Source organism: Labrys sp. ALF-8 (assembly GCF_059699065.1).
The window spans coordinates 4141412-4155348 of sequence record NZ_AP048537.1; the positions used below are offsets into that span (position 1 = coordinate 4141412).

Here is a 13937-nt window from a genome sequence, read left to right on the forward strand (position 1 = left end):
TCATGCGAACAGGCCCCGCATGAACCAGCCTTCCGCCTCGCGGCAGAGCCAGAAACGCTGGCCGTCCTGCGTCTCCGCGACATAGTGATCCTGCCGCATCGGGGCCGGCAGCAGCACGGAACGCTCGCGTCCGGCTTCGTTGTCCTCGAAGCGGTTGCGTTTCTGGCTCGCTGTGGTTTCGCCGGCCGGAATGCTGGCTGGCACATCGCCTGTCTTTCCCCAGCCGAATTCCTCTTTGGCGACAGTGGGCAGGGCGGGAGCCGTCTGTTCCCACCAGGGAGCCGCAATGCGCTCAGGTCCCTGCAGCTCGATGATGCGGTGCGGAGCCCCGCGCCAGCGGAAATGGCCGGGCAAGCCGTCCGGGCGCGTGGCGATGATCTGCAGCGGCTCTGGCCTATCGAGAAACAAGGGCGGGCGCAGGCGCGAGGGATCGGGGCGCGGCCAGGCGGGCTCGACTTCTTCCGCATCCCGTTCCGTTTCGGCCCGGGCGGGATCATGCCGCTCCTCGGGATGAAGCTGCCGCACTGCGCCGGGACCGAGGCGCTGGCGCAGTGCGTCGATCAGTTCGGAGTGGCGGCCGGCGAGACCGACGACATCGGGTCGGCGCGGGCCTTCGCGCAGGGACAGCCTGTCCTGGCGATTGCCGACCTTCTCCGTACGGGTGGCGGCGAGGCCGATGGTCTCGAAGCCGAAGCCTGCATCGATGGTTTCGCCGAGGCGTTCGAGATCGAGGGCGACGAGCCTTGCGACGTGGCTGGGATCGCGCGTGGCGCAGGCAAGGCCGATATGGATTGTGCGCACCTCGCCGTCGACCCGGAAAAGTCGAAGTTGCAATACGCGGGCGCCGACACCGTCCCGCGTGAGGAGCGGCACGAGATCCTGCATCAGGCGGGTGGCGACGTGCACGACGGCAGTCTGGCTCACCACCGGCTCCAGCAATTGACGGCTGCGGTGATAAAACGGCGGCGATTCGAGGAGGGCCAGAGCCTCGTCCCGCATGGCCATCGCCTGGTCGAGGCGTTTCAGCAGGAGGGGATCGAAGCGTGAGGCGAAGGGCGCACGCGGCTTGCCGATGAGATCCCCGACCTGCCTGAAGCCGAGGCGGCGCAATGTCTGGCAAAGACCATCGGGCAGGCGCAGGGCGGCCATGGGCAGTCCGGCCAGCGCCGGGCCAGGATCGGCGCCTTCGGGCAGGATGAAGCTCGCCTGCGGATGGAAGCGGGATAGTGCCCATGCCGCTCCCGGCGTATCGGCAAGGGCGATCCGCGCTCCCAGGGAAAAATGGCGCAGCCTTTTCACGATGTCGGCGAGAAGGGCTTCCTCGCCGCCGGCGAGATGGCTGGCGCCGGCGATGTCGAGAAAGAGGCCGTCCGCGCCGTCCGCCTCGCGATAAACGGCGACGGAAGGCGTGTAGCGCAGGGCCCACAGGCCAAGCCGATGCAGTGCGGACGCATCGGCTTCCGCTACGAGCGGACGCGTCTGCAGGCCGGGCACCTTGGCCCGTGCATCGGCCACCAGTCCCCCGGCGGCCAGGCCTTCCTCTTCCGCCAGCCGGCTGGCCGAGGCGATGCGCGGACCGCCAGAAGCATCGATGGTGAGGACGAAGGGACTGCGCGGATCGACCGTTTCAGGCGACTTTGGTGTTTTGGACTGAGCAATCAGAAAACGCTGGATCGGCCAGCGTGGCAGCCAGATCGAGACGATGCGCGACATGATCATACTCCATGAGCCAGAGTCCGCTTTGCCCGTTGCGGCTGCGTTCGAGCCGGACGCGCCAGCGCCAGGCGGAGAGGAGACCGAACCGGTCTCGCGCACCCGGTGCCGAACCGATGCGCCAGCGCGTGACGGCGACGGTGGCGGGTGAAGCGAGGGGAGGGCACAGCAGGAAGAGAGGGCAGGGCGCCGAGGCCGAGGCAAGCTGAAGGCGCCGGCTCATGGCGGCATCGAAACCGCCGCCCGTCAGCGCCGCCACGGCACCGGCGACGCCGGAATGCAGGATTTCCTCGAGTGCCCACGCAGCCTCGATCTCGCTGCCGGCATGGACGAGGACGAGCCTGGCAGGATCGAGGCCCAGCCTGCGCAGCCCATGGCCATAAAGCCGTCCAAGGCCGCCAACCCCGCGGGGCGAAGTGACCAGCCAGACCCTGTTCCTGTCCTGCAGAAGGACCAGCCGAGAGACCAGAAAGGCGAGGGCGCAAGCCGCGTCGAAGATGGTCCGCGGCGAGATTTCATGGAGGCCGTCGAGCGCTAGGCCGCCGCCCGGCAGCTTCGCGTCGACGGTCTCGATGCCGAAGGGCAGGGTGCCGGCATCCGCATGCACATGTTCCAGCCGGGGCAGGAGCAGTCGCAGGCTCGCCAGCTTCTCGGCACGTTCGTCGGCAGGAATGGGCATGCGTATCGTCATGGGCGAAATCCGTTTCGCCCAAACTAGAACAAAACATGAACATTTCAAGCGGAGTCTTTTTACCGAGCAGCTGAAACGCGAACAGACTCAAACATGGTAAAGGGACGATTACCTCTGTCGGGAAAGAAAATGCATTTTATTTCAAAAACATAGAAGTTCTCGCCCTGGCCGTTTCCTTCACGGCCGTCATATAGGGAACGCAGTCTCCAAACCGACCTCGACGAGTCGCATCCGAACTACGACCCCCTACGATCCCATGTATCATCGCCTCGCCTGGCAGACGAGAATTTCGCCGGGGGCGCTATCCGGCATCAGCGGGGGCGCCGGCTTTTCGTTGCCAGGGGAGTCCATCATGACGAATACAGTGGCTGCGGACACGACCGGATCCGTCCGTCCTGCTCAACGCGGGGGGCGCAGCGCCCGGCGCGAGATGCGCTCCCACAGGACGGAGGGGCTTGCCCGTCCCTTCATCGTCCGCAACATTCCGACCTACGACATCCTGTCGGAAGACGGCCTCCTCCGGATCGAGGAGACGGCCGACCGCATTCTCGCGGAGGTCGGGATCGAGTTTCGCGGAGACCCAGAAGCGATCGCTCTGTGGAAACGGGCCGGGGCCACCATCCAGGACGAACTCGTCAAGTTCGAGCCCGGCATGCTGCGCGAGATCCTGAAGACGGCGCCGGCCGTGTTCACCCAGCATGCCCGCAATCCCGCCCGGTCCGTGAAAATAGGCGGTGCAAACGTCGTGTTCTCCCCGGCCTACGGCTCCCCCTTCGTGATGGATCTCGACAAGGGCAGGCGCTACGGGACGATCGAGGATTTCCGCAATTTCGTGAAGCTGGCGCAGTCCTCGCCCTGGCTCCACCATTCAGGCGGCACGATCTGCGAACCGGTGGACGTACCGGTGAACAAGCGCCATTTCGACATGGTCTACAGCCATATCAAATATTCGGATCGCGGCTTCATGGGCTCGGTGACGGCCGAATCCCGTGCCGAAGACTCGATCGAAATGGCCCGCCTGGTCTTCGGCCGCGATTTCGTGGACGCGAATTGCGTCATCCTCGGCAACGTCAACGTGAACTCGCCGCTCGTGTGGGATGCGACGATGACGACGTCGCTGCGGGCCTATGCCCGTGCCAACCAGGCCGCCGTGATCGTCCCCTTCATCCTAGGGGGCGCGATGGGGCCGGTGACGAATGCCGGGGCGATCGCGCAATCGCTCGCCGAGACCATGGCGGGCTGCGCGCTGACGCAGCTCGAAAGGCCGGGTGCGCCCGTGATTTTCGGCAATTTCCTCTCTTCCATGTCGCTGCGCTCGGGATCGCCGACCTTCGGCACGCCTGAACCCGCGATCGGTTCGATGGTAGTCGGCCAGCTCGCGCGCCGATTGAACCTGCCGCTGCGCTGTTCCGGAAACTTCACCACTTCGAAGCTGCCCGATGCGCAGGCCATGAACGAGAGCACCATGTCGATGCTGGCCGCCGCCCATTGCGGGGCGAACTTCATCCTACATTCGGCCGGTTTCCTCGACGGCCTGCTTTCCATGTCCTACGAGAAATTCATGCTGGACGCCGATTTTTGCGGTGCTCTCCATCGCTATCTCGACGGCGTGAAGATCGACGACAATGAACTGGCGTTCGATGCCTTCCGGGAGGTCGGCCCGGGCAACCACTTTTTCGGCTCCAGGCATACGCTGGCGAATTACGAGACGGCATTCTGGGATTCGGAAACGGCCGACAACGATCCATTCGAGAAATGGGAGGCGGCAGGCTCGCACGATGCAGCGACCCGGGCCAACCAGCGCTGGAAGAAGGTCCTGGCCGACTATGAGGCGCCGCCGCTCGACCAGGCTGTCGACGACGCTCTTCTCGATTTCATCGCCCGCAAGAAGGGAGAGATGCAGGACGCCTGGTACTGAAGTGGCGGCGTGAGGATCGCCACGTCACTCCGCGAAAAATGAATATCGCATCCCGGCATGTGTCGGGGCCGCCGAATGCCCGAAGGCCCAGCCGTTTCAACGGCCGGGCCTTCGATGTCGTCGTCGATGCAGCGCGGACTTAGAAGGTCCGCTTCAGGCGAATGCCGCCCTGCCACACATTGTAGTCGTCGCGTGGTCTGCCATTGCCCAGCTCGACGACGGCGTTGTCGAGGGAGCCGTGGGTGTAGGCGACCTCGGCGGCAGCCGTCAGACCCTTGACGATCGTGTAGGTCAGGTTGCCGGTAACCGTGAACTCCTTCAGGCTAATGTCCTGATTGTTCGTTCCGAGGCTGTCATACTTGACGTCGATATAGCTGCCCACGAGGACGGCCTTGAGCTGCGGCGTGATATCGGCGCCAAGTTCACCGGTGATCGACCAGCCCTTGCCGGCATCGACGCGGCCCGAGGGCGCTGCGAAGTAATCCGACTGGGCGAGCCAGGTATTGCCGGCGCCGAGATAATCCAGGGCACCGTCGGCATACTGGCCTTCGAAGATCACGTAGCCGCCGTTGACGAACTGCGGGAACTTGAACAAGGCGGTGGCGCCGGCCGCCCAGCCATACTTGTTCTCGCGCGGAATAAAGTCCTCGCCCGAACGGAATTGATGGCCTGCTGCCTGAGCTGCCAATGAGCCCCAATCGGCGTCGTAACGCAACTGACCGACGATGTCCGGAACCTGCTGCCCGCCATAGGCAAGGCTTCGATTCGTGCCATTGAGGACAAGGTCGCCGTCGACGTGATGGTCCCGGCCGTCTTCAAGCGCGAGCGTTGCGCTGAAGCCGCCGCCGAACTGGGCGGTGTAGGCGAGCAGGTTGACGGTATTGACCTCGCTGTAATAGGCGCCCCAGATCGTGTCGCCGTACTCGTTATCGTAGAAGCCGAAGAACGAATGGGCGTAACCAGCCGTCAGGCCGCCGAACTGGATGAAGGCCTTGTCGATCGTGAAGGTGTTGCCGTTGTAGAAGCTGCCCGGAGACGACGCCTGGAAACGACCCTGGCGGCTGATCGGATGCGAGTCGGCATTGATCTGGAAGTAGGAGCGCAGCAGACCCCAATCGGTCTGGGTGCGGGCATCGAACCAGATACGAGCCTGGGTATTGAAGGCCGAACGGTTGTCATTGCGGGTGAAGCCGTTGCCGCCGAACACGCGGTAGTCGGCACGGATTTCGCCGCCGATCTTGAGGCAGGTATCGCTGCCGGGAATATAGAAGAAACCGGGGCCGAAGGTCGAGCAAACCTTAACGTATTCAACTGCCTCGCCCTTGGTCATCGGCAAATCAGCAGCCTGACTTGAGCCGATTGAGACGACCCCCGCGGCTGCGCCGAGAAGTAATGCCTTCATCGTCATGATTATATCTCCAATTTATATCTATCCGTACTAGGACGCGGTCAAACGTCGAGCACGACACCCCGAATTCCATCCCCCGGGTTCGGGATCGAAATTCCGACCCATCGGAGCGAAGGATGGAGCATAAAATGGCTGCGGGTCTCAGCTATTTGCAACAAGAAACAGAGATTAGTTTTCGATGATCATGCGCTTTGATGGGTACTTGTTGCAAAGCAGTCACATAATTCGCTGATTTTATTGATATAATTTCACATTGAAATGATATCATGTTGTTGCAAACTGATATTGTTTCAGGAGTAAATGTTATAATTACAATCGTATGTATATCAATTGCATTCCAATTTTATTTTAAATAAGAAAGTTTAAATCAGAATAACGACGCACCGACAGCTATCAAGGACGGTCTCTTGGCATCCGGATAGCCATCTTAAAACGTTTCTCGATGTGCATCCGGTTAGGAATTACTCGCGAAGGAAATTTTTATGGACGGGATTTTTATTTCAGCTTGAGGCAATATTCAAATTCGAATGCTGAAATTATGACGGAAGGAGAGTACTCTTGGTTTTAACAATTTTCTTTTCGTGTACTTTTGATTCGCTCTAAAGACTCGAATTTAATGCCCTTGACTGGGAAAATTGAGCCTATATATTGGAACTATAGGAGTTCGCGAGACCCCTATACATACTGAGCCTGATTGAGAATTGACCTCCTCAATCAGGCTTTTTCGTCCTCGTGCGCACGTGGGCGTGGACATGGGAACGGAGAAGACCTGTTTCGATGCCGGAGACTTTACTTTCCTGATCTTTCACATTTCATTTGCGGGGCGGCTCGCTCGTGGCAGGCGGAGACCTCCGGCTGCGCGGATCGGCGCCTTCGTTCCTAGGGGCGAGATTCGTCCGAGTCGGGGCGCTGCGGACTGCTGCCGGTTGTTGCTGAGCCACTCGAAACTCTCTGCGTGAGGAACCGTTTGTCTCATCAGCCTGACGTTGTGGTGCCGTTGCAAAGGAAGCAAGCTTGTTATATGGTGCATAAATATAAGTATGCTTACGATAATATCGGCGTCTTTTTCCATGTTTATTCAGCAGAATTTCGATTGCGCCTTGGACGAGATCGGCCGCCTCCTGCGGAAGAGATTCGAACAGAGGGCAAATAGGTTGGGCCTTACCCGTGCGCAATGGCAGACGCTGTGGTGTCTTTCATGCAACGAAGGCGTACATCAGGCCGCGCTGGCCGAAACGCTGGAGATCGGTGCCATTGCCCTGGTCCGGATCCTGGACAAGCTCGAGGAACGTGGCCTCGTGGAGCGGCGACGCCATCCCGAGGACCGGCGCGTATGGCTGCTTTTCCTCAGTCCGGAGGCGCGCGATATCGTCGACGCCATGAAGGAAATGGGAGTGGAGGCCGGTGTCGAGGCTCTCATCGGCATAGAAGATGAAGATAAAGAGCATCTTTTCGAGACGCTGACGCGGATAAAGGCCAATCTGCTCCACGCTAGTCATTCAGACGAAGCCTGACCGAGCCCATGCCGTCGCGGGCCGTGCATGTCTTTTGCCTTCGGCCAAGAGCACAGGCCCGCCGCGAAGGCCGAACTTCTCCCGCGCACTGGCTGGCCTCGTTCGCAGCCGCCATCGCTCGCTTCCCGTCGCCGGGCTCCGGCGCAGACCTCGATCGAAACCCCGTTCTCTTCAACCCGCTCGAATTGATCTGGAGCAAAGTCGCCAGGCCAAGCATGGCTACTTTCCGGTCGAGATATCCGTCGGGAAGTATGGTTTCCTTATGAAACGACGAGTTCAGGGCAATTGAGCGCCAGGCTGTGAGATGATGAAGTCGATAAGGGGTTGGTTGCTGGCAGTCGTCGCAGCCGTAGCGGTGGCAGGGGGATACTACGCCTGGAGGCTGTATGATGGCCCGGGATTACCCGCTGGCTTTGTAAGCGGCAATGGACGTATCGAGGCAGTTGAGATCGATGTCTCGACGAAGACCGCCGGGCGCATCAAGGAGATTTTCGCCGACGAGGGAGACTTCGTGAAGGCCGGCCAGGTGCTGGCGCATATGGATACCGAGCAGCTCGAGGCCCAGCGGCGCCAGGCCGAAGCGCAGCTCAAGCGGGCGGTGATCAGCGTCGACACGACGAAGAGCCTGGTCACCCAGCGCGAGGCCGAACGGGAAAGCGCATCGGCGGTCATCGAGCAGCGCGAGGCCGAACTCGATGCGGCGGAGCGAAAGCTGGCACGTTCGGAGCAACTCGTCAGGACCAATGCCACCTCCCAGCAGACACTGGACGACGACAGGGCCGCGGCTCAGGGTGCACGTGCCGCCGTCGGGGCCGCAAAGGCATCGCTTGCCGCGTCAGACGCCGCCATCAGCGCCGCCAAGGCGCAGGTGGTCGATGCGGAGGCGGCAGTCGACGCGGCGAAGGCCGCCATCGAAAGCATCACAGCGGATATCGACGACAGCACGCTCAAGTCGCCTCGCGATGGCCGCGTGCAGTATCGCGTCGCCCAGCCGGGTGAGGTGTTGTCCGCCGGCGGGCGCGTTCTCAACCTCGTCGATCTCAGCGATGTCTACATGACCTTCTTCCTGTCCACCGCACAGGCGGGGAGGGTCGCGATCGGTACCGAGATCCGCCTCGTGCTCGACGCGGCGCCGCAATATGTGATTCCCGCCAAGGCGAGTTTCGTCGCCGATGTCGCGCAGTTCACGCCGAAGACGGTGGAGACGGAGGAAGAACGCCAGAAACTGATGTTCCGCATCAAGGCGCAGATTCAGCCGGAACTGCTGCGCAAATATATCCAGCAGGTCAAGACCGGTCTCCCCGGCATGGCCTATGTCCGGCTCGACTCCAGCGCCGAATGGCCAGACAGCCTGACAAAGGCGCTGGTGCAATGAACGGGGGACTGTCGTATCCGGCCGGTGGCGAGGCACCCTCCGCCCCGGTGGTCCGACTCGCGGGAGTGGGGCTTTCCTACGGCAAGACCAGGGCACTCGACGGGATCAGCCTGGACATCCCGTCCGGGATCATGGTCGGGCTCATCGGTCCCGACGGTGTCGGCAAGTCCAGCCTCCTGAGCCTTGTCGCCGGGGCCCGCGTGGTGCGCGAGGGGCGGGTCGAGGTGCTCGGCGGCGATATCGCCGACGCAAGGCACCGCGAGCGCAGCTGTCCGCGGATCGCCTATATGCCCCAGGGGCTCGGCAAAAACCTCTATCCGACGCTGTCCGTGTTCGAGAATGTCGATTTCTTCGGGAGGCTGTTTGGCCAGGGGCGACAGGAGCGCCAGAGCCGTATCGATGATCTGCTCGAGCGGACGGGACTGGCGCCGTTTCCGGACCGGCCTGCGGGCAAGCTGTCAGGCGGCATGAAGCAGAAGCTCGGCCTGTGCTGCGCGCTGATCCATGATCCGGATCTCCTGATCCTCGACGAGCCGACGACGGGGGTCGATCCCCTGTCGCGCCGGCAGTTCTGGGAACTGATCGACGATATTCGCCGCGAGCGGCCGAGCATGAGCGTGATCGTGGCGACCGCCTACATGGAGGAGGCACAGCGGTTCGACTGGCTCGTCGCCATGGATGCGGGCCATGTCCTGGCGACGGGCACGCCCGCTGAATTGCTGGCCCAGACCACCACCGCCAATCTGGATGCCGCGTTCGTGGCCCTTCTTCCGGAGGAAAGGCGCCGCGGCCACAGCACGGTCGTCATCCCGCCGCGTTCCCCCGACGCCACGAGCGACATAGCCATCGAGGCCGACCATCTCACCATGCGCTTCGGCAGCTTCACGGCCGTCGACGACGTCAGCTTCCGCATCCCCCGCGGCGAGATCTTCGGCTTTCTTGGCTCGAACGGCTGCGGCAAGACGACCACGATGAAGATGCTGACGGGCCTTCTGCCGGCCAGCGAGGGAACAGCAAGGCTGTTCGGCCGTCAGGTGGACCCGAACGATATCGAGGTGCGCCGGCGCGTCGGCTACATGAGCCAGGCCTTCTCGCTCTATTCCGAACTCACCGTCGTCCAGAACCTCGATCTTCACGCGCGCCTGTTCGGCCTGTCCGTCGAGACCATTCCGGCACGGATCGAGGAGATGGGTCGTCGTTTCGATCTGTCAGGCGTCATGGACGCGCTGCCCGACGCCCTTCCGCTCGGCATTCGCCAGCGCTTGTCGCTGGCGGTGGCGATGATTCACGCACCCGACCTCCTGATTCTCGACGAACCCACCTCGGGCGTCGATCCGGTCGCCCGCGACGGGTTCTGGCAAATCCTCGCCGAACTGTCGCGCAAGGACGGTGTGACGATCTTCGTCTCCACCCATTTCATGAACGAGGCCGAGCTGTGCGACCGGATCTCGCTGATGCATGCCGGCAGGGTGCTTATCAGCGATACGCCGCGCGCGATCACCGAGAAGCGCGGGGCCGCGACCCTGGAGGAAGCCTTCATCGCCTATCTGGAGGAGGCGATCGGCGACCAGCCAGCGCCTGCGCATCCTTCTCAACCCGCGCAGCCTGGGACGGAGGCCGCAAGGCAGGCACCGGCCACTCCTCCAGCGGTCCGTTCGGCCTTCGATTTCCGGCGAATGTTCGCCTATACCCGGCGAGAGGCGCTCGAATTGCGGCGCGATCCGATCCGCGCGACGCTGGCCATTCTTGGCAGCGTCATCCTAATGTTCGTGATCGGCTACGGCATCAATATGGACGTCGAGAACCTCTCCTTTGCCGTGCTGGACCGCGACGACACGACGATCAGCCGCGACTACACGCTCCAGATTGCCGGATCCCGCTACTTCACCGAGAAGGCGCCGATCACCGACTACAACGATCTCGACCTGCGCATGCGGAACGGCGAACTGAGTCTCGCGCTGGAAATCCCCCCGGGCTTCGGCCGTGACGTAGCGCGAGGCCGCAATGTCGAGATCGGGGTCTGGATCGACGGTGCCATGCCTACAAGGGCCGAGACGGTCCAGGGCTATGTCCAGGGGATGCACACGGCCTGGCTGACGCAGAAGGCACGTGAACTCTACGGCGACGCCGCCACCGTGGGCGACTTCCAGATAGCGCTGCGCTACCGCTACAATCCCGGCGTTGAAAGCCTGGTCGCCATGGTGCCGGCCGTCATTCCCTTGCTGCTGCTGCTGATCCCGGCCATGCTCGCGGTGCTGAGCGTGGTTCGCGAGAAGGAACTCGGCTCGATCATCAATTTCTACGTGACGCCGGTGACCCGCCTGGAATTCCTCATCGGCAAGCAGATCCCCTATGTCGCGCTCGCCATGCTGAATTTCCTGATGCTGACGGGCTTCGCGGTCTTCATCTTCCGCGTGCCGCTCACGGGGAGCTTCGCCACGCTCAGCCTCGCGGCGCTGCTCTACGTCATCGTCGCCACGGGCATGGGCCTGCTGATCTCCACCTTCATCAGCAGCCAGATCGCGGCGATCTTCGGCACCGCCCTCATCACCCTCATTCCGGCGGTCCAGTATTCCGGCATGATCGATCCGGTTTCCTCCCTCAGGGGCGCCGGTGCGTTCATCGGCCAAGTCTATCCGACGACCTATTTCGTGACGATTGCCCGCGGCACCTTCTCCAAGGCGCTGGGTTTCGGTGATCTGGCGGGATCCTTCGTCCCCCTGCTGATCATGGTTCCCGTTCTCCTGGGCCTGGGAGCCGTTCTTTTGAAGAAACAGGCGAGCTGATCATGCGCATGGCCAATATCGTCCAGCTCGGCTTCAAGGAACTGCGCGGGCTCGCCCGCGATCCGGTTCTGGTGGTGTTGATCCTCTATGCTTTCTCGCTGTCGATCTACACGGCCTCCACGGCGATGCCCGAGACCCTCAACAACGCGGCCATCGCAGTCGTGGACGAGGACCAATCGCCAGCCTCCTCGCGTATCCTGACCGCATTCTACCCGCCTTACTTCACCGTTCCGAAGATCATCTCCCAGCACGAGATGGATAGGCGCATGGATGCCGGTCTCGATACGTTCGCACTCGACATTCCCCCGAATTTCCAGCGCGATCTCCTGGGCGGCAAGTCGCCGACGATCCAGCTGAACGTCGATGCCACGCGCATGTCGCAAGCCTTCACCGGCGGGGGCTACGTTCAGTCGATCGTCTCCAGCGAGGTCAGCGAGTTCCTGAACCGCTATCGGGGGGCAGGCGAGGTCCCCGTCAATCTCGCCTTGCGCTCGCGCTTCAACCAGGAACTGAACAAGGGCTGGTTCGGCGCCATCACCAATGTCATCTCGTCGATCACCATGCTGTCGATCATCCTGACCGGGGCGGCTCTCATCCGCGAGCGCGAGCACGGCACGATCGAACATCTGCTGGTCATGCCGGTCACCCCCAACGAGATCATGATCAGCAAGATCTGGTCCATGGGGCTGGTCGTGCTTGCCGCCTCGGCGATGTCGCTCGTCTTCGTGGTCCAGGGCATCCTGAAAGTGCCGATCGAAGGCTCGGTGGCGCTTTTCCTGTTCGGCGCCGCCCTGCAGCTCTTCGCCACGACCTGCATGGGCATCTTTCTCGCGACGATCGCCGGCTCCATGCCGCAGTTCGGTCTGCTGCTGATGATGGTGCTCCTCCCCTTGCAGGTGTTGTCCGGCGGTGTCACGCCGCGTGAGAGCATGCCTCAGATCATTCAGGACATCATGCTCCTGGCGCCCAACACCCACTTCGTCATACTGGCGCAGGCCATCCTGTTCAGGGGCGCGGGGCTTGGCGTGGTCTGGCCCCAACTGCTCGCTCTCCTGGTCATAGGAGGAGTGCTTTTCGTCGTCTCGCTGCGGCAGTTCAGGCGATTCCTGCAGTGATTTTTCCGGGCTGCCGCGCAAGAGGGCGACTTCGCCGGGCAGCGGGCGCGATCAGGCTCCAGATGTCTCTATTGCGAGGGAAGCCCGAGGCTGCTCCAATCGCTGCGCGGTATCGGCTGTCCGATGTGGAAGGCGAAGCTCACCACTTTCGTCGCCTGCGGGTCGACCTCGCAGCGATAGCTCAGAGCGTACCATTGCGAGTTCGAGTGGAACGCGGCCTTGGGAACATCCAGGACAGTGCCTTCCTTGAGCCGAAAGAGCGGAAGGCTGTCGGGGTAGTATCCCGGCGAGGCATGAACCAACTGCTCGCCCAGTTCCGTTGAACAAAGCTGGGCCGCCCGGTCGCCGCGCGGCACCGTACCTATCGCCATCATCGAACTCAGATCGTTGGTCGGGGCCTGCGAAAACAAGGTCTTGGCCTCGTGGAGCTGCAAGCCTTGCTGCGCCGCGGTGGCATCTCCCGCCGTTGGAGCCGGTGTCTTCGTCGATGTCGCCTGGGGAACCTGGTCCGTCGCCGCGGTCGTCACGGCCAAGGTCCGCGGAATGTTCTGCTTGGCCGGATCGGTCCGCGTGGACGGCGAGGCCGGACCCCGTTCGGAACCATTCCCGCCCGTCGACTTCTGGGGACCGCGGTCCTTGTCGCCAAATTGAAAGACCGGCTCCAGCGCAGCTGGCGGGGGCGGCTGTGCGCCAGCATCCTTCGGCGATGACGGGGGCGTTGGACCTCCTGTCTGCGGTTTTGGGGGGGCTGGCGGCGGAGTTTCGGCTTTTGCCTGCGCCTGAGGGCCGGCCGATTGCACAAGCTCCACCGTTATCGCCTGCTCCTCCTTGAGCGGCGTTACAAGTGAGCTGGGCAGCACGATCGCGGCGACGAGCAGATGAACGACAAGGGCGGCAAGCAAGCACCACCGCCACGCCCATTGCTGTTCCGGCTGATCATTCCTCATCCTGCAGGGTGTGGAATGAAAAATAGGCAGCATCAAGCACGCTGGCCTGCAATTTCGAAATTTTCATCCCGTTCGGGCGATGGCTCTCTACTTTGACGCGAACATCCTGTGCCGGGTACCGCCCGCGGGGTCGGCGGGGCAGGCCAGCCGTTCATGCCCCGCAATTTTTCCGCACTCTCCCGGCAAAGAGGACGCTCTCCATTTTGACCAGTAGAATGAAGCCTGCGAGCGCGAGTGTGACGCCGTTGCCGATCCAGATTGCCGGTGCGCCTCGCAGCAAGCCGTAGTAGATCCAGAGACTGGAACCGGCCTCCAGCAAGAGTAGCGTGGAGAGACTGAAGTCATTCGCGCTGCGGGTCCGCCAGGTCTTCACGACTTGCGGCAGATAGGCGATCGTTGCCAGACTGCTGGCTACGAGGCCTATGTATTCGATTCCATCCATGGCTTTTCTCCCGGTGCGCCGGACCGCC

General features: G+C 62.3%; 10 protein-coding genes. 5 read left to right on the forward strand and 5 right to left on the reverse strand.

Going from position 1 to position 13937, the window contains the following annotated elements; genetic code table 11:
- Together AC6H34_RS18945 and AC6H34_RS18950 are read right to left on the reverse strand one after the other, a co-directional pair.
- Positions 1-1713 (reverse strand): Y-family DNA polymerase, encoded by a 1713-nt coding sequence (locus AC6H34_RS18945; RefSeq protein ID WP_497539744.1) that lies wholly within the window; start codon positions 1711-1713, stop codon positions 1-3.
- Entirely contained in the window at positions 1628-2404 is a 777-nt protein-coding gene (locus tag AC6H34_RS18950; protein ID WP_497539745.1) for an ImuA family protein, read from the reverse strand. Before AC6H34_RS18950 ends, AC6H34_RS18945 begins: the two co-directional genes overlap by 86 nt.
- A 352-nt stretch (positions 2405-2756) precedes the next feature.
- Here AC6H34_RS18950 and AC6H34_RS18955 point away from each other — a divergent pair, with 352 nt between their 5' ends.
- Positions 2757-4322, forward strand: a complete 1566-nt coding sequence (locus AC6H34_RS18955; protein ID WP_497539746.1) for a trimethylamine methyltransferase family protein — start codon at positions 2757-2759, stop codon at positions 4320-4322.
- Between the two features lie 139 nt (positions 4323-4461).
- Here AC6H34_RS18955 and AC6H34_RS18960 read toward each other — a convergent pair whose 3' ends face one another.
- Positions 4462-5730 (reverse strand): porin, encoded by a 1269-nt coding sequence (locus tag AC6H34_RS18960; RefSeq protein WP_497539747.1) that lies wholly within the window; start codon positions 5728-5730, stop codon positions 4462-4464.
- A gap of 1070 nt (positions 5731-6800) precedes the next feature.
- Between AC6H34_RS18960 and AC6H34_RS18965 the strand changes: the two genes are divergently transcribed.
- The 4 genes from AC6H34_RS18965 (at position 6801) to AC6H34_RS18980 (ending at position 12520) form a co-directional block, all read left to right on the forward strand.
- The gene (locus AC6H34_RS18965; protein WP_448148362.1) at positions 6801-7244 is read left to right on the forward strand and encodes a MarR family winged helix-turn-helix transcriptional regulator; all 444 of its coding nucleotides are present in this window, start codon (positions 6801-6803) and stop codon (positions 7242-7244) included.
- Positions 7245-7551: 307 nt separating this feature from the next.
- On the forward strand, positions 7552-8619 hold the full coding sequence (locus AC6H34_RS18970) for an HlyD family secretion protein (protein WP_497539914.1): 1068 nt from the start codon (positions 7552-7554) through the stop codon (positions 8617-8619).
- On the forward strand, positions 8616-11405 hold the full coding sequence (gene rbbA, locus AC6H34_RS18975) for a ribosome-associated ATPase/putative transporter RbbA (RefSeq protein ID WP_497539748.1): 2790 nt from the start codon (positions 8616-8618) through the stop codon (positions 11403-11405). The genes AC6H34_RS18970 and rbbA overlap by 4 nt, the downstream gene beginning before the upstream one ends.
- Before the next feature lie 2 nt (positions 11406-11407).
- Positions 11408-12520, forward strand: a complete 1113-nt coding sequence (locus tag AC6H34_RS18980; protein ID WP_497539749.1) for an ABC transporter permease — start codon at positions 11408-11410, stop codon at positions 12518-12520.
- Positions 12521-12588: 68 nt separating this feature from the next.
- Here AC6H34_RS18980 and AC6H34_RS18985 read toward each other — a convergent pair whose 3' ends face one another.
- Positions 12589-13422, reverse strand: coding sequence for a DUF930 domain-containing protein (locus AC6H34_RS18985; RefSeq protein WP_497539750.1), 834 nt, complete (start codon positions 13420-13422; stop codon positions 12589-12591).
- A 196-nt stretch (positions 13423-13618) separates the two neighbouring features.
- Entirely contained in the window at positions 13619-13909 is a 291-nt protein-coding gene (locus tag AC6H34_RS18990; protein ID WP_448148358.1) for a SemiSWEET family sugar transporter, read from the reverse strand.
- Positions 13910-13937 lie beyond the last annotated feature (28 nt).